At 61.3% G+C, this 18,339-nt stretch carries 14 protein-coding genes; 6 read left to right on the top strand and 8 right to left on the bottom strand.

Annotated features, from left to right (window positions below; genetic code table 11):
- Together VFU66_RS01620 and VFU66_RS01625 are read left to right on the top strand one after the other, a co-directional pair.
- Positions 1-1,345, top strand: a 1,345-nt coding sequence (locus VFU66_RS01620) for a lipo-invert putative C-terminal anchoring domain-containing protein (RefSeq protein WP_326444482.1), incomplete at its 5' end; no start/stop codon positions are given.
- Positions 1,346-1,536: 191 nt separating this feature from the next.
- Positions 1,537-5,790, top strand: coding sequence for an Ig-like domain repeat protein (locus VFU66_RS01625; protein WP_326444483.1), 4,254 nt, complete (start codon positions 1,537-1,539; stop codon positions 5,788-5,790).
- Positions 5,791-5,811: 21 nt separating this feature from the next.
- On the opposite strand, the gene ppk1 is transcribed toward VFU66_RS01625, so the two are convergent.
- Positions 5,812-7,962, bottom strand: coding sequence for a polyphosphate kinase 1 (ppk1, locus tag VFU66_RS01630; RefSeq protein ID WP_326444484.1), 2,151 nt, complete (start codon positions 7,960-7,962; stop codon positions 5,812-5,814).
- Between the two features lie 149 nt (positions 7,963-8,111).
- Here ppk1 and VFU66_RS01635 point away from each other — a divergent pair, with 149 nt between their 5' ends.
- From VFU66_RS01635 to VFU66_RS01645, 3 genes are read left to right on the top strand one after another with little or no spacing between them, the layout of a single operon-like run.
- Positions 8,112-8,678: an RNA polymerase sigma factor gene (locus tag VFU66_RS01635; RefSeq protein WP_326444485.1), complete on the top strand. Its 567-nt coding sequence runs from the start codon at positions 8,112-8,114 to the stop codon at positions 8,676-8,678.
- 10 nt (positions 8,679-8,688) lie between these two features.
- Entirely contained in the window at positions 8,689-9,024 is a 336-nt protein-coding gene (locus tag VFU66_RS01640) for a hypothetical protein (protein ID WP_326444486.1), read from the top strand.
- Positions 9,021-9,209 carry a hypothetical protein gene (locus tag VFU66_RS01645; RefSeq protein WP_326444487.1) on the top strand — a complete coding sequence of 63 codons (189 nt, stop codon included), beginning with the start codon at positions 9,021-9,023 and terminating at the stop codon, positions 9,207-9,209. The genes VFU66_RS01640 and VFU66_RS01645 overlap by 4 nt, the downstream gene beginning before the upstream one ends.
- An 8-nt stretch (positions 9,210-9,217) precedes the next feature.
- On the opposite strand, the gene VFU66_RS01650 is transcribed toward VFU66_RS01645, so the two are convergent.
- From VFU66_RS01650 to VFU66_RS01660, 3 genes are all read right to left on the bottom strand, one after another.
- Positions 9,218-10,636: an L-fucose/L-arabinose isomerase family protein gene (locus VFU66_RS01650; RefSeq protein ID WP_326444488.1), complete on the bottom strand. Its 1,419-nt coding sequence runs from the start codon at positions 10,634-10,636 to the stop codon at positions 9,218-9,220.
- 84 nt (positions 10,637-10,720) lie between these two features.
- Positions 10,721-10,966, bottom strand: coding sequence for a hypothetical protein (locus VFU66_RS01655; protein ID WP_326444489.1), 246 nt, complete (start codon positions 10,964-10,966; stop codon positions 10,721-10,723).
- A gap of 13 nt (positions 10,967-10,979) precedes the next feature.
- On the bottom strand, positions 10,980-12,707 hold the full coding sequence (locus VFU66_RS01660; protein ID WP_326444490.1) for a sodium:solute symporter family protein: 1,728 nt from the start codon (positions 12,705-12,707) through the stop codon (positions 10,980-10,982).
- Positions 12,708-13,069: 362 nt separating this feature from the next.
- On the opposite strand from VFU66_RS01660, the gene VFU66_RS01665 reads away from it, so the two are divergent.
- Entirely contained in the window at positions 13,070-13,402 is a 333-nt protein-coding gene (locus tag VFU66_RS01665; protein WP_326444491.1) for a hypothetical protein, read from the top strand.
- A 57-nt stretch (positions 13,403-13,459) separates the two neighbouring features.
- Here the strand turns inward: VFU66_RS01665 and VFU66_RS01670 are convergent, their stop codons facing one another.
- From VFU66_RS01670 to VFU66_RS01685, 4 genes are all read right to left on the bottom strand, one after another.
- Positions 13,460-14,410, bottom strand: coding sequence for a COX15/CtaA family protein (locus tag VFU66_RS01670; protein ID WP_326444492.1), 951 nt, complete (start codon positions 14,408-14,410; stop codon positions 13,460-13,462).
- A gap of 41 nt (positions 14,411-14,451) precedes the next feature.
- Entirely contained in the window at positions 14,452-15,255 is an 804-nt protein-coding gene (proC, locus tag VFU66_RS01675; RefSeq protein WP_326444493.1) for a pyrroline-5-carboxylate reductase, read from the bottom strand.
- A gap of 190 nt (positions 15,256-15,445) precedes the next feature.
- Positions 15,446-17,251 carry a DUF885 domain-containing protein gene (locus tag VFU66_RS01680; RefSeq protein WP_326444494.1) on the bottom strand — a complete coding sequence of 602 codons (1,806 nt, stop codon included), beginning with the start codon at positions 17,249-17,251 and terminating at the stop codon, positions 15,446-15,448.
- Positions 17,252-17,302: 51 nt separating this feature from the next.
- Entirely contained in the window at positions 17,303-18,310 is a 1,008-nt protein-coding gene (locus tag VFU66_RS01685; RefSeq protein WP_326444495.1) for a sigma 54-interacting transcriptional regulator, read from the bottom strand.
- Between the last annotated feature and the right edge of the window lie 29 nt (positions 18,311-18,339).

The raw sequence follows: 18,339 nt of genomic DNA on the forward strand, positions 1-18,339 counted from the left end.
GCGCGACGTTCCGGATTTTGCGCTCAACTCTGGCGCGCTGCATGACGGCTACATTGTTTGCAGCCAGTCCGACTGCACGAGTGGATTTACGGCTGGAGGCGTGATTGATGTGTTCGGAGGTACCTCTGCCGCTGCGCCTACATTTGCCGGAATGCTGGCGTTGACGGAACAGAAACAAGGTGGAGTACGGCTGGGAAATATCGGGCCAAAACTCTATGGTTTGGCGAATGTAGCGAATGTCTTCCACGACATTGCTTCAGGCAACAACAAGGTCTATTGCATTCAAGGCACGTCGAACTGTTCGAACGGCGGGCCGATCGGCTTCAGTGCGGGCGCTGGGTACGACCAGGCGACCGGGCTGGGCAGCGTAGATGCGGCCAATATGGTGAACAACTGGTCCTCTGCGGTGCCGACGGGAACGGGAAGCACGATTGGCACGACGCTCTCCTCGACGACCCTGACTGCATCGGGCGCGCTGTGCGGCATCGCGTCGGGCAGTCTGGCGCTAAGCGTCAAGGTGGCCAACTCTGGCAGCTCAAGCGCGACGCCCACGGGCACGGTACAGTTCTACGTGGACGGCAGCCCGGTTAGTGCGCCTGTGCTACTGTCGGGCGGTCAGACAAGCTATACGCTGAGCACGACGGGCCTCGCCTCGGGCCAGCATAACGTCACGGCGGTGTATTCGGGCGATTCGACCTTTGCGGGATCGAAGGGATCGCTGCTGGCGAATGCGAGCAACACCGGTATCGTTTCACCGATTGACGTGGTTTCGACGACCTCGCCGGACTTTTCGATTACGCCGTGCACCGCTTCAACAAACGTGACGAGCGGGGCTACGGCCTCGGCGGTTGTGCTGACCATTACGCCGGCCGCTGGCTTTACCGGTTCGGTGAACCTCTCGGCCAACTCCGACAGCGGAGACCTGTTCGGCTATGCGTTCTCGGTGAAGCCTGTGGTCATCAACTCATCGAGCGCGGGCACCAGTTCGTTTGTGCTGACCGCGAAGGTCACGACGACCAATGGCGCGTTGAAGAAGCCTGCGGCCCCGTTTGGCTCCGGCAGGACGCCGTGGTATGCGGCTGGCTCCGGCGCAACGCTGGCCTGCCTGATCTTCTTCCTGGTGCCGCGCAAACGACGCTGGGGCGCGCTTCTCGCTTTGATGCTTTCAGTCGCGGCGATTGGCGCGAGCGGCTGCGGGAACAACACGGTGACGGCGCCGGGTGGCGGGGGCGGCGGCGGCGGTACGACGACGTCTAATGCACAGCCGGGGACGTATAACATCACCGTGACGGCTACCTCGGGCAATCTTGTTCACAGCGTTGTCTTGACGTACAACGTTCAATAAATGCAGCAGTAGTCGATGGGCCGCGCTCTCAGGTGAGGACGCGGCCTTTCCCTTTTCAGAACACCCGATACGGTAATTTCGAGGGCGCTGGCATCTTTCGTTGACGCCCCGGAGCGATTGCGTGCAGAATCATGGTGCATAGAACAAACTCTTTGTAGTGTTGTCTTCTTCTGCTTGTTGGAATTGCCCTGATGCCCTGGTTCCGGACTCTTTTCCGTCTTTGCTGGATTGCCGCCTTTCTGCTTTTTGCGGAAGCCGGGCCCATGATGGCGCAGTTGCCTGTACCACGCTCCCGGGTTGTCCATGCGGTGGATGAAGCGCGGCTCAAGGTGCTTGCCGGGAATACTCACCCGTTGGCGCGGCCTGAGTTTGATCGCGGTGCACTGGACGAGGCGACGCCGATGCATCGCATTGTCCTGGTACTTCAGCGTGGACCTGAGCAGGAGAAGGCGCTCGAGCGTTTGCTTGACCAGCAGCAGGACAAGACCTCGCCCAGTTATCATCAGTGGCTCACGCCGGAGGCATTCGGCGCGGCCTTCGGGCCAACTGACAGCGACCTTTCCGCTGTGACTGGATGGCTCTCCGATCACGGATTCGCGGGCATTCACGTCAACGCTGCACGCACCTTGATTGAATTTAATGGGACAGCGGGGGCTGTGCGCCGGGCCTTTCACACGACGATGCACCGGTACGAGGTCGAGGGCGAGCAGCACATTGCCAATGCGTCGGATCCTGAGGTGCCCGAGGCGCTCGCGCCGGTGATTGCGGGGATTGCCTCGCTCAATAACTTTCCGCGCAAAGCGGAGAGCCGCAAGGTGGGCAACTTCAGGCGCGACGCGGAGAGCCACGCTATCACGCGACTGCCGGAAGTGTCCGGCCATGCGCAACCGGGCACGCAGAGCCAACCCGACTTCACCATCACGAACGGAGGGCATACGTTTTATGGCGTAACGCCGTATGACTTTGCCTCGCTCTATAACGTGCTCCCGCTCTGGAATGCGGGCATCGATGGCACGGGACAGACGATTGCCATTCCCGGTCAGACGGAGATCAACGCCGCCGACTTCGTGAATTTTCGCAAGCTGTTCAATCTTCCTCTGGGCAATACGGCAACGCCCACCGGGACGCAGTATCTCAACATCATTTACAACGGCCCCAGCCCCGGCATCGCTCCCGATGAGGGAGAGGCCGACATCGACACGCAGTGGTCCGGCGCGGTGGCCAAAGGCGCGACGATTGACTATGTGATCTCCGAGGGGACGGAGGTCACGCAGGGCACCGATCTCTCGGCCATCTACATTGTGGACAATGATCTCGCGCCTATCCTGAGTTACAGCTATGGCCAGTGCGAACTGTTTCTTGGCACGTCGGGCAATGCGTTTTACAGCACACTGTGGCAGCAGGCCGCGGCCGAGGGCATTACGGTCGTGGTGGCCAGTGGAGACTCCGGCGCGGCGGGCTGCGACGCCTCGGGACCGGAGTATGCAACCAACGGCCTCGGGGTAAATGGCCTAAGCAGCACGCCCAACAACATCGCGGTCGGCGGCACGGACTTTTATATGCCCAATGGGGGCGCTGCTTACTGGAGCACGGCCAATGATCCCACGACGGAAGCCTCTGTCCTCGGTCACATTCCCGAGACGCCATGGAATGAAACCTGCACCAACAGCGCATTCGCTACACTCAGCGTCTTTTTAGGCGAGTCGCCGGAACAGGTCTGCAACAGCACCCTCGCTAAAAGCGACGGGTTTGTCTCCGTCGTGGGCGGCGGCGGCGGCGTCAGCGACTGCACGCGCTCGGACGGCAGGACCGCGAGCAGTTGTAGCGGCGGATACCCCAAGCCCGCGTGGCAGGCGGGTAAAAGCGTTCCCCAGGACGGACTGCGTGATGTACCGGACGTTTCGCTGTTTGCAAGCTCAGGCTTCTTCGGGGCCTTCTATGTGGTGTGTCAGCAGAGCGGCAACGTCGATGGCAAGCCATGCAGCCTCAACGCGCCGTCGTACGACTTTGCAGGTTACGGCGGCACCTCGGTGGCTACGCCGGCCTTTGCGGGAATCATCGCGCTGATCAATCAGAAGACCGGCAACCGGCAGGGCAATGCCAACTACGCGCTCTACAACCTTGCCAATCAGCAGACACAGGCCGCGACGCAGTGTGGTGGTTCGTCTGGGGTGCCCGCGAGCGACTGCATGTTCAACGATGTCACGATCAGCACGATCGCCATGCCGTGCCTGAAGGGAAGCCCCAACTGCACAACGTCGAACTCGGTGGATGGCATTGGCGTTCTCTCGGGCTGGAAGGGCGCGAACAACTACGATCTTGCGACCGGACTGGGCAGTGTCAATGCCGCGAATCTGGTGAACAACTGGAGCAGCGTCAGCTTCACTGCAACTGCGACGAGCCTCACGCTTTCGCCCGCGATCGTTGCGCATGGAAGCCCCATCTCGGCTTCGGTCGCTGTGACTTCTACCGGCGGAACGCCCGCGGGCGGTGTCTCGATCAACGGCCTTGCGGCGAATGGCTCCGTCTCCAGCGGTGTTTTGAGCGGCGGCGCGTATACGACGACGATTGCGAATTTCCCGGGCGGCACCTACTCGGTGAGCGCGCACTACGCGGGCAATGGGACGTATGCGGCAAGCGACTCGAATGCCGTCTCGCTGACTGTGACGCCGGAGGCCAGCACGACGCGGCTGCGGGCGCTGCTCTACAACTTTGCAACGGGAGGCACGACCAGCGTTTCGACGCAGCCGTATGGCAGCCTGTTGCTGCTCAGGACCGACATCAGCGGCATCTCCGGGCAGGGCATTGCGACAGGCATTGTGAGTCTGACGGACAACGGTGCACCGCTCGATGGCGGCACATTCCGCCTGAACTCGAACGGCTATACCGAAGACCAGACCACGCTGCTTGCACCGGGCACACATGTTCTCGCGGCGGCTTATTCGGGCGACAGCAGCTTCAACGCCAGCCAGTCGTCGGCCGTGACGCTGACGATTACGAAGGCCCAGACGGCAACTTCTGTCCCGGCCGTGCCTTCCTCGGTTTTTGCGGGCGGGACGTTCCAGTTGAACGTGAAGGTGACGGCACTGGGCGGCAAGCTGGGCGCGGCGCCCACTGGAAGCATTACGGTCAATGCGGGGAATACGGTGTTGAGCACGGCACCGCTGAGCGGACAAAGCACAGGCACTATCATCCTGGTTCCTGCCAGCCAACTGGCTGCGGGCGCGAACCTGATGACTGTGACGTACTCGGGCGATGCCAACTATGCTGGCTCCGTTACCGCTCCGTTCAACATCAACGTAACCGGGACGGGAGGCGCGCTGTCCTCGACGGTGTTAACCCTGAGTCAGACGACAGTGCTTCCGGGAGCAATGATCCAGCTTACGGGTCAGGTGACATCCGGTACTGCTCCAACGCCTACAGGGGTGCTCACTTTTATGGTTGACGGGCGCGGGTTTGGTGCGCCCGAGATCATGGCCGGGGGCAAAACAACAGAGGGCGTTCCTGTCAGCACTCTTGCGCTTGGTACGCACAGCCTTACGGCAGTCTATTCCGGAGACTCAGTTCACGCGGCGTCCGTCTCTGCGCCGGTGATTCTGACGATCTCGAACGGGGCTATCGCCAGTGCGACGACAATCTCTCTTTCGACGTCAACAGTGGAGCAGGGGACTGCTCTCACCGTGACCTCCTCGACGACTTCATCCACGTCGTTGACCGGCTCTGTGCAACTGCTTCTGGATGGAGATCCCTACGGCCAACCGGTCGCGCTTGTGAGCGGCACGGCGAGCTTCTCGCTTGCTACAGGCACGATTCAGCCCGGACCGCATGCTGTACAGGCGAGGTATCTGGGCGATGCGACTCATCTTGCCAGTACATCTGGGATGGCCGCGCTCACGGTGCTCGCTCCGTCGGGCAGCTTCACGCTCTCGGCGTCCAGTTCGTCTGCAACGGCAATCAGTGGCGGCGCCTCCGGAGGGATCACGCTCACGGTCACTCCATCGGGCGGCTTCCACTCCACCGTTGTTTTTGCTTGTTCGGGTGGATTGCCAGCAGGCGATGTGTGCCAATTTTCTCCGTCTACGCTCACTCCGTCGAGCCCCAATCCGGTGACGGACACAATGGTCATCGCGCCGGCCTCTTCGCCGAAGCAGCAGCAGGCTAGCGGGCATCGCGGCTCGGGTCTGTTCCCGGTCGGCGCAGGTCTCTCGCTTGCCGGAGTGTTTCTCTTCTTCCTGCCGAACCGCCGCCGTCTCTCCGGACTGATGCTTGTGCTTGTGTTTGCTGCCTTGGGGACGATGGCTGGATGCGGTTCGGGAGGCAGTGCTCCTGCTTCCGTGCCCGGCGTGCCTACCGGTACTTCCTCAGGCGGAACTTACAATGTGATGATCACTGCGACGGGCGGAACGACCATCCAGACGGCGAGCATCACGCTGACTGTTCACTGAGGACGCTGCGCGAATCTGCGCTCACGCAGTTTTGACCGGCGATGGAATGGTCTCCACCTTCCCCTCCGCCAGACGCATCAGATAATCCTGCGCGCTGAACGGCTTGCCTGTGCGCGCGGCCCTGACATACTCGCCGTCCGGGCGAAGTATGCGCGCCTTCATGTTGTCGGCCAGATAGGCGGCCAGGATCTCGTCGCGCAGGCGCGTCATCAGGTCAGGCTGCGTGACGGGAAAGACGACTTCGCATCGCTCGATGAGATTGCGCGGCATCCAGTCGGCGCTGCCGCAGAATATCTCCTCTTTACCGGCATTGGCGAACCGGAAGATGCGGCTATGCTCCAAAAAACGCCCGACGATACTGCGCACGCGGATGCGCTCGCTCATTCCTTTAACACCGGGCCTGAGCGAGCAGATGCCGCGCACGATGAGGTCGATCTCCACGCCTGCCTGTGACGCGGCGTAGAGTGCCTCGACGGTCCTGGAGTCGAGCAGTGCATTGATCTTGGCAATAATCCCGGACGGCCGTCCCGCCCTGGCATGCGCCGCTTCGCGCTCGATCAACGCGACCAGACGGTCAGCGAGATTCAGCGGCGCGACCAGCAGCGGGGCGTAGGACTCGCCCACGGTCTCTGCCGTCAGGTAGTTGAAGACCTTCTGCACGGCCTCGGTCATCTTCGACTGTGCGGTCAGCAGGCTGATGTCGGTGTAAAAGCGCGCGGTGACGGGGTTGTAGTTGCCTGTGCCGAGGTGTGCGTAGCGCCGCACAACGCCGTCGGGGTCGCGGCGCACCAGCAGCGCCAGTTTGCAGTGCGTCTTGAAGCCATAGATGCCGTGATAGACGCCGACGCCTGCGTCTTCCAGTTCGCGCGCCCAGCGGATGTTCGAGTCCTCGTCGAAGCGCGCCATCAGCTCGACCACGACCGTCACGTCTTTGCTCTGCGCCGCTTCAATCAATGCCTTGAAGATGGGCGAGTCCTTGCTGGTGCGGTAGAGCGTCTGCTTGATCGAAATGACGTTCGGGTCTGTCGCGCCTGCTTCAATGAAGTCTTCGACCGTCTTGTACGAGTCGAAGGGATGATGCAGCATCACGTCCCGGCTGCGCAGCTCGGCAAAGATGTCCGTGGTGGTTGCGCTCAGATGGAATTCCCGTCCGGTAAACACCGGATACTTCAGTGTGGGGCGCTTCACCTCGGAGTAGAGGTTCATCAGGCGCGAGAGGTTCACCGGGCCATGGGTACGGAAGACCTGCCATGGCTCCAACTCGAAGTTCGTGCGCAGACGTTCGACGATCTCCTTGGCTGCAGATGCGTCAATCTCCATGCGGACGGCGTCGCCTTTGCGCCGATTGTGCAGCTCCTCGCGCACGCTTTCCAGCACCGTGCGCGACTCCTCTTCCTGCATGTACAGGTTGCTGTTGCGCGTCACGCGGAATGCGGCGCACGCCAGAACCTCGTAGCCGCGATACATCCGCTCCACCTGCGACTCGATCAGTTGGTGCAACAGGATGAAGTCGCTGTATCCCTGCTCGCCCGGCAATGCGATCAGGCGAGGCAGCGAGCGCGGCACCGTGACCACGCCCAGCACAGGCGCGGCGCGCCGGCCCTTGCGCTTGAGTCGCAACAGTAAAGCCAGGCACAGAGCCTTATTCAGAACGCGCGGAAATGGATGCGAAGGATCAATCGTAACCGGAGTCAGCAGAGGGTCAACTTCGTTCTCATAAAATTCAAGCGCGCGCTTTTGTGATTTGGCGGAGAGTTCGCGCCAACGTAGCACGCGAATCTTCTCCTCCAGCATGGCGGGCAAGAGCTGTTCGTTCCAGCAGCGATATTGCGCCTCAACGAAGCTGGTAAGCCACAGGCGAACCTGATCCAGCCGGTCCTGCGGGCGCATTCCGCCTTCATCAAGCGGCTGCGCGACTTTGTAGCTATCCTCGATGCGCTGCAGGATGCCTGCCACGCGGATCTCGACAAACTCGTCGAGGTTGCTGGCGGTGATCGCCAGGAATTTCACCCGTTCCAGCAACGGATTGCCTGGGTCCTGTGCCTCTTCAAGGACACGCTGGTTGAAGCGGAGCCACGACTCATCACGGCTGAAAAAACGTGCCTCAGCCGATGCGTTTGCGGCCTTCTTTGCGGGGACGGTCTTTCGGGGGGTGCGCCGGGTAGCAGCCATAGAGAACTATGAGATTACCGCACTTCGTTGTACAGATTAGAAACAGACGGTAAAACAGGTATCCATAGCGTGACCTGCCGGACGAAAAATAAACTTCGGATTCATACAATATCCGGCGGCCTTGCCCGTCTTGTGAAATAGAGAGAGAGATGCCAGGCAGCGATTGGACGATCACCGAGCAGGACCAGCTCATCTCCGAAGCAGTCAGGAGAGACGAGCCGAGGCTGCGCAGCTTCATCCGCAGGCACGTTACCGATAGCGGTGAGGCGGAAGACATCCTCCAGGACGTCTTCTACGAGTTGATCGAAACCTACCGCATGATGAAGCCGGTAGAGCACGTAACGGCGTGGCTGTTTCGCGTCGCCAGAAACCGAATGACCGATATGTTTCGTCGCAGGAAGCCCGAGTCTCTGAGCGCACCGGTTGCGGAGGAAGAAGGCGACACGCTCGAAGATCTGCTGCCCTCAGCCGACGCGGGGCCCGAGGCAAACTACGCAAGGACGTTGCTGCTGGACGCGCTCGATGAGGCGATCGAAGATCTGCCCGAGGAGCAGCGCGAGGTCTTTGTGGCCCATGAACTGATGGGTAGAAGTTTTAAGGAGATCGCCGCCGAGACCGGAGTCGGTATCAACACGCTCCTCTCGCGCAAACGTTACGCCGTGCTGTATCTGCGCCAGCGGCTCAAATCGATCTATGAAGATTTTTCCGGACAGTAAGGAGTCCACCATGAAACAACACCGTCTTTTGAAAGTCATCAAAATTATTCTCTTCGTCATCGTGGCCGCAGTCGTGCTGGGTTTTGTGGTGAGGGGTTTGTGGAACGTCCTGATTCCGCCCATCTTCGGATGGCACACCATCACGTTCTGGCAGGCGCTTGGGCTGCTGATTTTGAGCAAGATCCTCTTCGGCGGATTCCACCGGCATGGAGGCGGGCGCGACCACTGGCGTCGCCGCATGAAGGAGCGGTGGGAGCAGATGACGCCCGAGCAGCGCGAGCAGTTTCGCAAGGGAATGCGCTGCGGCCGTGGCCCCTTTACTGCATCTGTGGAGCCTCAACCATGACAGAAGATGCGCAAAAGTATGTCGAGGATCAGGGACGACGTGAGACCGTTCACGCGGCGCATCGCAGGCCGCCGCGAAGCATGGACCCTGCGCACGTAGAGGAGTTGGAGCGGGAGAATGTGCGTCTGCAACTGCTGGTAGCGGAGCTGCTGATCAAGAACCAGCAGCTCCGCAAGACCGATTAGCGAAGCCGCTACTGGCGATTGTGCCAGTGCATACCCCAGCCGAGGTACTTGGACGCTGCCTCGAAGATGGGTGCGGCAGTGGTCGAGAAGTTTGCCGCGACGTGGTGCTCGAAGCCGTTCTCGCAGATGTAGCGCAGCAGCTCCTGCATCTTCGGGATCTCGACCACGCCCGCGCCGCCGAAAGTCTGTAGCGGGTCGTTGGTGAAGGAGCCCTCGCCGACATAGCCTGTGATCTTGCCGGTGAAGTCGTCGGTCGAGAAGCGCGCGAAGCTCATCTTGCCCGCCTTCACCGTGCCGTCGAGCGTGCCGAAGGTGTTCTCCTTGCCCACGGTCCCGGCGATGATCTGCTGGAAGTCCATCTTCACGCCTTGATTGAAGAAGTGCTTGGGCAGGTTCGAGCAGTGGAAGCAGACGGCCTTGTCGGGGTTGTCGCCGTAGTTGTTGTTCCAGTCGAGCAGCGCGCTGGGTGTCTCGCTGGCCAGCGTGAGCGCATACATGCTGAGCGTGCCCAGCACATCGACCTCGCAGGCCGAAGGGATCAGGTTCTCACTCATCATGCTCATGACTGTGCAGGGAACGATGCCGAGGAACTCCTCGATGGAGGTCCAGCACTGCACGGCGCTGATGGTCAGCTCGCTTGCCGTCATCCACTGGTCGATGACCGCGCCCAGTTTGGCCATCTTGACCAGCGCGGCGTCGGGGGTCTGGCCGACGGGGATGTACTTCTTGATCGCCGCCAGCTTCGCCTGTGCTGCGTCGTCCGAGTCCTTCATGCGGCCGATACGCCCCATAACTTCACTGAGGTCGAGCGTCTCGACCGTGATACCGGATTTTTCCAGCAGCTTTTCCGAGTAGCGGACAGTGTTGAACGCCGTCGGCCGTGCGCCAATCGCGCCGATGCGCAGGTTCTTGAGTCCGCGCACAACGCGGCATACGGCGGAGAACCACTCGAGGTCTGCCTTGAACTCGGCTGAGTCAGGCGTCTCCGTGTGAAGGCGCGTGAGCGAGTATGGGATGCCGTACTGTTTCAGGTTGTTCGAGATCGACATCTTGCCGCAGAAGCTGTCGCGCCGGAAGGCGATCGACATCTTGCCCGCGTGGTCGGGTGTAGCCTGAATCAGCACGGGAACGCGCAGGTCCGCCAGACGCAGAGTATCGGCCAGGCCGCGCTCTTCGCCGAAGTTCGGCAGCGTGATGATGATGCCGTCAATCTCCGCCGCATGCTTTTTGAACAGCGCAGCACACTTCTTCGCGTCCTCGTATGTCTCGACCGCGCCATGCGCCGTCTCCTCGGGCGTCAGCACAATCGGCTTGATCCCCGCGCTCTCCAGAGCGGCAATCATCTCCAGCCGTCCACTTGTTGCCAGGTGGCTAGGAAAGAACCCGCGGTTGCCTACGATTACGCCCAGTGTCATTTGCTTTGCCATATCACTCCACATCTATGTTCAGCCCGTAAAGGGAATTGAGTTACAACGAATCCAACCGTGCCGCGTGCTGCCGCGCCACGTCCGTCATCTTGCCCTGTGCGGCCAGTAGCGGATGGTATAGAACCCGCCGAAGACCGTCATCACCGCACCCCACCACAGCGTCGGGTGCAGCGGCTGTAGCCATGGCAACAGCACCTCGTTTGGCGGAGGCGCGTGAAACTCGGCGATGCCGGTGACGACCAGGACTAGTCCATAGGCCAACGCGAGAATCCCGCAGAAGAACCAGATCGACAGTTCAGACGGATCAGCTTTATGCTCTCGATGTTCCATGGTGCTCCACCTCCTACCAGAAGATCAGGTTCAAAACGAAGAAGACGACGATCACGACGCACGCCCAGAAGATCGGTTTTTGCCAAAGCGTCTTCGATCCGTCATGCGGAATCGGCGTCACGCCGTAGACCAGGCCCGAGAGTTGCTCCGCAGGTACCGGCTTGGTCATCATGCTGACGACGACTGTCACGCCGACGCAGATGAGCCAGCTCCACAACGCACGGTAGAGGTTCTCTGCCATAGGCTTGGCGTCGGCACTCATGGCAATGTACTTCAGCGCGGCGGAGTTGGTGTGGACCCACAGGAACATGCCGATTGAAGCCGTCGTGCCTGCCAGCAACCCCAGGAACCCGCCCCAGTGCGTGGCGCGTTTCCAGAGCATTCCGAGAATGACGGTGCCGAAGAGCGGCGCGACGAAGAAGCTGAACAGCGCCTGCACGTAGTCCATGATGCTGGCCGCGTTCATCACCAGATAGGCCGTGGCAATCGAGACCAGCATTCCGACGACCGTGGACCATCGTCCCATCGAAACATAGTGCTTGTCGCTGGCCTTCTTGTTCAGAAATGCGCCGTAGATGTCATACGTCCACACGGTGGAGAACGCGCTGACGTTGCCGGCCATGCCGCTCATAAATCCTGCCACCAGCGCAGTGATGCCGAGTCCCAGCAGGCCGGGGCCGCAGTAGCGAATCAGCATCAGGGGCAGCACGTCGTCATAACTGTGCTGTCCGGTGACTTTTGCAATATCCGCGGGAACAAGGTGCATCAGAGTGCCGTCGGGGTTCTTCAGGACCGCCAGTGCCAGCAGACCCGGCAGGATGACGATCAGCGGCACGGCCATCTTGAACGCAGCGCCGATGATGGGAGCCATCTTGGCCGCGCGCAGGTTGTTCGCGCTCAGGACGCGCTGGACGACCAGAAAGTCCGTGGTCCAGTAGCCGAAGCTGATGACAAACCCCAGCCCGAAGACGATGCCCGTCCAATGCACGCCCATGGGGTTGTCTTTGAAGTGGCCCAGCGTCTTCCACATGTGCATGTAGTCGCTGGATCCCATGTTGACGGCAATCTGCGCCTTCAGCTTGGTCCATCCGCCGGCCTCGATCAGGCCGAGGATGGGAATCATCGCCGCGCCCGCCCAGATGAGCACAAACTGGAGCACCTCATTGATGATGGCCGATCGCAGTCCGCCCAGCATGACGTACAGAGCCACCGTGCCCGCGCCCACCCAGATGCTGAACGTGATGTTCCAGCCAAGCACCGTCTGCATGACGACCGCCATGGCGTACATATTCACGCCGCTCATCAGGATGGTCATCACCGCAAACGAGATGGCCGCCAGTCCGCGAGCGCCTTCGCCGAACCGCAGTTGCAAATACCCGGGCACCGAGTGTGTCTTCGAGATGTAGTAGAAGGGCATCATCACAATGCCCAAAAACAGCATTGCGGGAATCGCGCCGATCCAGTACCAGTGCGCGGCCAGGATGCCGTATTGATAGGAAGCGCCCGCCCAGCCCATCAGCTCCAGCGAGCCGAGGTTGGCGGAGACGAAGCTGAGCCCGGCGATCCACGCCGTCATCTCACGGCCAGCCAGGAAGAAGTCTTCGCTGGTGTTGGCCTTGCCTTTGGCGTAGAAACCGATGAAGACGACCAGCGCGAAGTAGAGCACCAGAATAAGAATGTCGGCCGGTGCCAGTCTGGTGAGCTGGTGGGTTGTCACAAATAGCGCGAAAAAAGCCTGCATCAGGAGCACTCCAGGAAAACGTTATCTCAACCCGACGGTTCGAATCGCCTCTACGGTCTCACTATCCAGTTCCTTTGCAGGGCGGAAACACGTTGTTTGCAGGCAGGGCCTCCGGACAGGCCATTGCCAAGGGGTATGCCTGCACAATTCCTCAGACCTTGCCAATATACAACACGAGATTTGTGGGATGCCGGGAAATTCATGCCGAGAGTTGAAATTTGCTAACTGAACCGTTTTAGCTCATGGAACACGCGTTCGTCTACAGAATTGATTCAGATCCGGCGCGAAATAAATCGCCGGATGCCGTCAGGATTCGTTACCCTGTTGCGCGGGCACGGTCTAAATCTTTAAAGGAGAGATTCATGCACAGTCGAACATTGAATGCAATCGTTCTGGCCTCATCACTTACCTTCCTGATGCCGGCTACGTCCATGCTTGCGCTGCAGAGCGCCAAACAGGACATGAAGCAGGCAGGCACGGAGACCAAAGACGCGGCTCAGGATGCCGGCCACGGCGTCGCCAAGGGCAGCAAGAAGGTCTACCACAAGACCAAACACGGGACGAAGGTCGCGACCCATAAGACGGTCGAAGGCACCAAGTCAGCCAGCAAGACTGTCAGCCACGACACCAAAACCGCTGCGCACAAGACGGCGCACGGAACCAAAGATGTGCTCCATAAGGTAGAAGACAAGTAGCGGGCAGAGGGCGGGCAGACCCGGCGTGTCTGAGGGCAGGAAGATGGACGCGCCGGGTCAGGCTGCGGATGAAGATGCACTCTCCGCAAGAGCGGTGCGAGGCCAAAGCGTCTCGGCCGCAAGACATATGAGTGCCACCCAGTACAGGTCTGCGCCCAGAAGATGAACGACCTGCATCCAGGTGGGCGTCAGCAGCAGAATGTCGCCGATACCGAGAACGAATTGCAACGCAAGCAACGCGGCGACGATCCGGCTGAGCCGCGAGCGCACGCGCGCAACCAGCCACAGCACGCAGCACGCGCCCACTACGGCGGCGGCCGGATGTATCCACCGCATCCGTATCAGCAGCGGTGAACTGGCGGCGAAGTCCGCCGCAAACGCCGCGCGCAGCGAAGCAGAAGGGAAGAGCGTGTCGGCCAGCGCGGCCAGCGAGCCGGTTGCTCCCATGACGATGGTGGCCGCAATCGCGAGCCACGCCGGGCCTGCTGTCTTCGTCGTTGCCACAGAAGCGGCGCGTCGGCCTTCGCCCAGCCACCATGCCGTCAGCGCGAGCGACGCCAGCAGCATCAGCGTGTTGGTGAAGTGGACCGACTGCATCACCACGCGCGCAGTCGAGATGTTGTTCTGGACATAGCCGCCCAGCACCAGCACCGCGCCCAGCAGCGCCTCCGTGACCAGAAAGATCATCGATGCGACAGCGGCCCGCCGAGCGCGAACTCCGCGCTTCGTTGCATAGAACGTCCACACGACCAGACCGATTACGAGCGCCGTGGCTACGCTGGTGCTTTGCCTGTGGGCGAACTCGATCATCGTCGCCAGTCGCGGATGGTGCGGGATCACGTCGCCGTTGCAGAGCGGCCACTTGTCGCCGCAGCCCGCACCCGAGCCGGTGGCCCTGACGACCGCTCCCCACAGAATGACGAGGATGTTATACCCCACCACGCACCACGCATAGGGAACAAGCGCGCGCGACGCCTGTTTTGCGGGGACTGCCGAAGCTGTTGCCATGTCTTTATTCTACGCGGCGCAAAACCGATGGCCGATATTCGTCAGCCATTGGCCAGTTCTTTGGCACGCTGTGTGGCGCGCTTTACGGCTTTGATCAGCGTGACGCGCAAACCGCCTTCTTCGAGTTCGAGGATGCCATCGACCGTGCAGCCGGCAGGCGTTGTTACCGCGTCCTTGAGTAGCGCCGGATGGTAGCCGGTTTCGAGCACCATGCGCGCGGAGCCGAGCGTGGTCTGTGCGGCCAGCAGTGTCGCCACGTCGCGCGGCAGGCCAACATTCACGCCTGCCTCGGCCAGCGCCTCGATGACGATATAGAGAAACGCAGGCCCGGAGCCGGAAAGTCCCGTCACCGCGTCCATGTGCTTCTCATCCACTACCACGGTGCGTCCGACGGTATGGAAGATGCGTTGCGCTATGGCCATCTGTTCCTCGGTCACGAACTGTCCCGCGCAGAGCGCCGTGACACCGGCGGCCAGCATCGCGGGAGTGTTCGGCATGGCGCGGATGACGCCGAGCTTGCAGCCTGCGCCGTCCTCGATAGACCGCGTCTTCACAGACGCCGCGAAAGAGAGCACCAGTTTGTCCTCAGTCAGTGCGGGCTTGATCTGCTCGATCACGCCAGGAACCTGAATCGGCTTCACACCCAGCAGAATCACATCTGCCTGTTGCGCAGCGGCAAGGTTATCGGTTGTGACCTCGACACCGAACTGCGCGGACAGAGCCTGCGCGCGCTCGGGATGATGCACGGTGGCGAAGATCTGCTCCGAAGACACCAGATTGTTTTTGAGAAAGGCCTGCAGCAGAATGCCGCCCATCTTCCCCGTGCCCAGAATTGCTACCCGCATGCCCGGCATTGCCGGGGCCGGCGTTTGCACTTCATACGTTTCGTCGCTCATATAGAAAGGCTAACAGAATAGGGCTTAGGGATCAGGGCTTAGGGATTAGCCAACAAGGGCTAATTGCAGACGAATAATTTAAGTGCCTCGTCGTCTGTACACATCTGCTTTCTAGTCCCTAGTCCCTAAGCCCTAAGCCCTATTTCTTGCTTGCTATCCATGCATCCACGCGCTGGTCGAGCACGTCGAGCGGCAGCGCGCCTGAGTCGATGACCTCATCGTGGAAGGCGCGGATGTCAAACTTCGGTCCCAGCGCCGTCTTGGCCTGCTCGCGCAGTTTCAGGATTTCGAGCTGGCCCATCTTGTAACCCAGCGCCTGCGCAGGCCATGCGATGTAGCGGTCGACTTCAGACTGGACATCCGCCTCGTCGATGTTCGAGTGCGCGTGGAAGTAGTCCACCATCTGCTGGCGGGTCCAGTGCTGCGAGTGGACGCCGGTGTCGACCACCAGCCGGATGGCGCGCCAGATGTCGGCTTCGAGCCTGCCATAGTCGCTGTACGGGTCCTGATAGAAGCCGACGTCTTTACCTAGCCGCTCGCTGTACAGGCCCCAGCCTTCGGTGTAGGCGGTGTAGTAAGAGTGCTTGCGGAACTCAGGCAGGCCGGTCAGCTCCTGCGCGATGGAGATTTGCAGATGGTGGCCGGGGAGACCTTCGTGATACGCAACGGCCTCGACATCGGCCAGTGAGCGGTTGGCGTAGTCGTAGGTGTTGACGTAGACGCGGCCAGGCCGCTTGCCGTCCGGACTGCCGCTCTCGTAGTAGGCCGCAGCCTGATCTTTCTCGATGTAGGCAGGCACAGGCACGACTTCAAGCTTCGCCTTGGGCAGCGTGCCGAAAAGCTCGGGCAGCTTGGGGCGCATCTGGTCGATGTAGCCGCGATAGGCGTCGAGCAGTGCCTCCTTCGAGGCTGGGTGTTCCTTTGGGTTTGCTTTCAGTGCGGCGTTGAAGCTCTTCAGGTCCGCGTAGCCGAGCTTGTTGGCGATGGTGAGCATCTCCGTCTCGTCGCGCTTCACTTCGTCGAGTCCGATCTGGTGAATCTCGGCCGGTGTCTTGTTCAGCGTGGTGCTCTGGCGGACACGGAAGGCATAGTAGGCGTCGCCCTCCGGCAGCGCCCAGACGCCGGGGTCTTTGCGGCAGTTCGGGACGTAGGCTGCTTTCACGAACCGTGCGAACCGCTGGTAGGAGGGCAGCACGTCCGTGCCAATCGCAGCGATCAGGTCGTCCGTGATGCGCTTGCGGTCGGCGGCGCTGATCCCGGCGGGGAATTTCTTGAGCGGCCCGGCGAAGGGGCTGTCCTCCGGCTTCTGGCTGGCCAGCGTCTCGGCCTGGGTGACAACCTTCTCCATCAGGTAGGCGGGCGGCGTGCGCTTCTCGTCCGCGCCGAGCTGCATGTTGGTCATGATCTGCGAGAAGGCTGCCGGGACTTTGTGCAGGCGCGCGATGTAGTCGTCGTAGTCCTTGACGGAGTCGAACTGCAAGAGCGAGGGAAGCTGCGCAAGCGAGATATGAAAGCCGTAGAACTGGTTCTCGGGCATCTCCCACTCTTTGAACTTCGCTCCTTCCTGCTGGTCAATCAGTTTGCGCAGCATCAGCTCGGAGGAGAGCTTCTCCTGGTCGGAGAGTTCAGTCGTATCGATGGCCGAGAGCCGCTCGATGTACTCGCGTCCGCGCTCCAGCTCGGCGTTGACCTCTTTGACCGAGTAGTCAGTCAGTTGGTCGTCGTAACGTTTGTCGCCGAGAGAGGAGGCGAACTCCGGCGAGTGCTTGAGCCGGTCCTGCCAGATGTCGTCGAAGAGTTGCGACAGGGCCTTGCTGCGGTCGGCAGCCGACGCGGGCGCGGCGCTTGCGGCAGCGGAGGGAATCAGCGGCGGCTGAGCCTTCAGCGGAACGGCAGCCGTGCAGCAGGCCAGTGCACACACCAGAACAGCGGAAATCTTCTTCATGGCAACTCCTCGGAACACACGTCAGTGTACCGTGAGGAGGATTATCTTTGGCTACGGGAAACTTCCGCCTTGCGCGCAGCTCTCGAGCATCCGGTAGAGCGTGGAGCGGCTGATGCCGAGCAGCTCGGCGGCGCGGAGTTTGTTTCCGGCGCAGCTTTTGAGCACGTGCAGGACGTGCTGCTCGACGACATCCTGCAGGCGCTCTGCCGCGCTCGATGGCGCGCCGGAGGGCAGATTGAAATTTCCGTCGGCGAAGGCGGGGAGCGCCTGTTCGTCGAGCACAGCGCCTTCGCTCAGCAGGACACCGTTGCGCAGAACGCTCTCCAGCTCGCGGACGTTGCCGGGCCAGCAGTAGCTTTCGAGCCGCTCCATCGCGGCGGGTGCGATGCGCTCGACGGTCTTTGAGTACATGCGGGCGAAGCGGCGGAGGAAAAATTCGGCCAGTTCGGGAATGTCTTCCACGCGGTCGCGCAGCGGCGCGAGTTCGATGGTCAGGGTGGCCATGCGGTGGTAAAGCTCCTGGCGGAAGCGGCCTGCGGAGACGAGCACGCGGAGGTCCTGGCTGGCGGAGGCGACCATGCGAAGGTCCATCTTCGGCGGGGCGGCGAGGCCGTCCTGGGCCCACTCGTTGCGGCGAAGGACGCGGAGCAGGCGGCCCTGGGCTTCGAGAGGCATCTCGTCGATGCCGTCGAAGAAGAGTGTGCCGCGGGTGGCCATCTTCATCAGCTCGGCGAGGCGATAGCCTGCCTCGGCGCCTTCAATGGCTGCGTCGCCCAGCGTGGCGGAGTGGCAGACGATGAACTGGCCACCTGCTCCGGGGCTTTTGGCGTGCAGGGCGCGGGCGGCAAGCTCCTTGCCGCTGCCCGGCTCGCCTGAGATGAGCACGGTGCGGAAGTGCGGGCCGATGCGGCGGACCTGAAGACGCAGCCGCTCGATGGCCGTGCCGCTGCCGACCATCGTCGATTCGTCGGCGTTACCGACGCCGGCGAACTCGCCGAGGCCGCAGGGGACCTCGCGGAATGGAACTGGGAGAGGAGCAGGACAGGTCGATGTAGACATAGGTACTTGCTACATCGGCAGAAGCGGCT

Origin of the sequence: Edaphobacter sp., from assembly GCF_035763405.1 — a bacterium.
Lineage (GTDB): Bacteria > Acidobacteriota > Terriglobia > Terriglobales > Acidobacteriaceae > Edaphobacter.

Bases quoted from the DNA above. Each gene is read 5' to 3' on its own strand.
- VFU66_RS01640 (WP_326444486.1), top strand. From the start codon at position 8,689: ATGAAACAACACCGTCTTTTGAAAGTCATCAAAATTATTCTCTTCGTC.
- VFU66_RS01645 (WP_326444487.1), top strand. From the start codon at position 9,021: ATGACAGAAGATGCGCAAAAGTATGTCGAGGATCAGGGACGACGTGAG.
- VFU66_RS01635 (WP_326444485.1), top strand. From the start codon at position 8,112: ATGCCAGGCAGCGATTGGACGATCACCGAGCAGGACCAGCTCATCTCC.
- VFU66_RS01655 (WP_326444489.1), bottom strand. From the start codon at position 10,966: ATGGAACATCGAGAGCATAAAGCTGATCCGTCTGAACTGTCGATCTGG.
- VFU66_RS01665 (WP_326444491.1), top strand. From the start codon at position 13,070: ATGCACAGTCGAACATTGAATGCAATCGTTCTGGCCTCATCACTTACC.
- VFU66_RS01670 (WP_326444492.1), bottom strand. From the start codon at position 14,410: ATGGCAACAGCTTCGGCAGTCCCCGCAAAACAGGCGTCGCGCGCGCTT.
- proC (WP_326444493.1), bottom strand. From the start codon at position 15,255: ATGCGGGTAGCAATTCTGGGCACGGGGAAGATGGGCGGCATTCTGCTG.
- VFU66_RS01680 (WP_326444494.1), bottom strand. From the start codon at position 17,251: ATGAAGAAGATTTCCGCTGTTCTGGTGTGTGCACTGGCCTGCTGCACG.
- VFU66_RS01685 (WP_326444495.1), bottom strand. From the start codon at position 18,310: ATGTCTACATCGACCTGTCCTGCTCCTCTCCCAGTTCCATTCCGCGAG.
- VFU66_RS01625 (WP_326444483.1), top strand. From the start codon at position 1,537: ATGCCCTGGTTCCGGACTCTTTTCCGTCTTTGCTGGATTGCCGCCTTT.
- VFU66_RS01650 (WP_326444488.1), bottom strand. From the start codon at position 10,636: ATGGCAAAGCAAATGACACTGGGCGTAATCGTAGGCAACCGCGGGTTC.
- ppk1 (WP_326444484.1), bottom strand. From the start codon at position 7,962: ATGGCTGCTACCCGGCGCACCCCCCGAAAGACCGTCCCCGCAAAGAAG.
- VFU66_RS01660 (WP_326444490.1), bottom strand. From the start codon at position 12,707: ATGCAGGCTTTTTTCGCGCTATTTGTGACAACCCACCAGCTCACCAGA.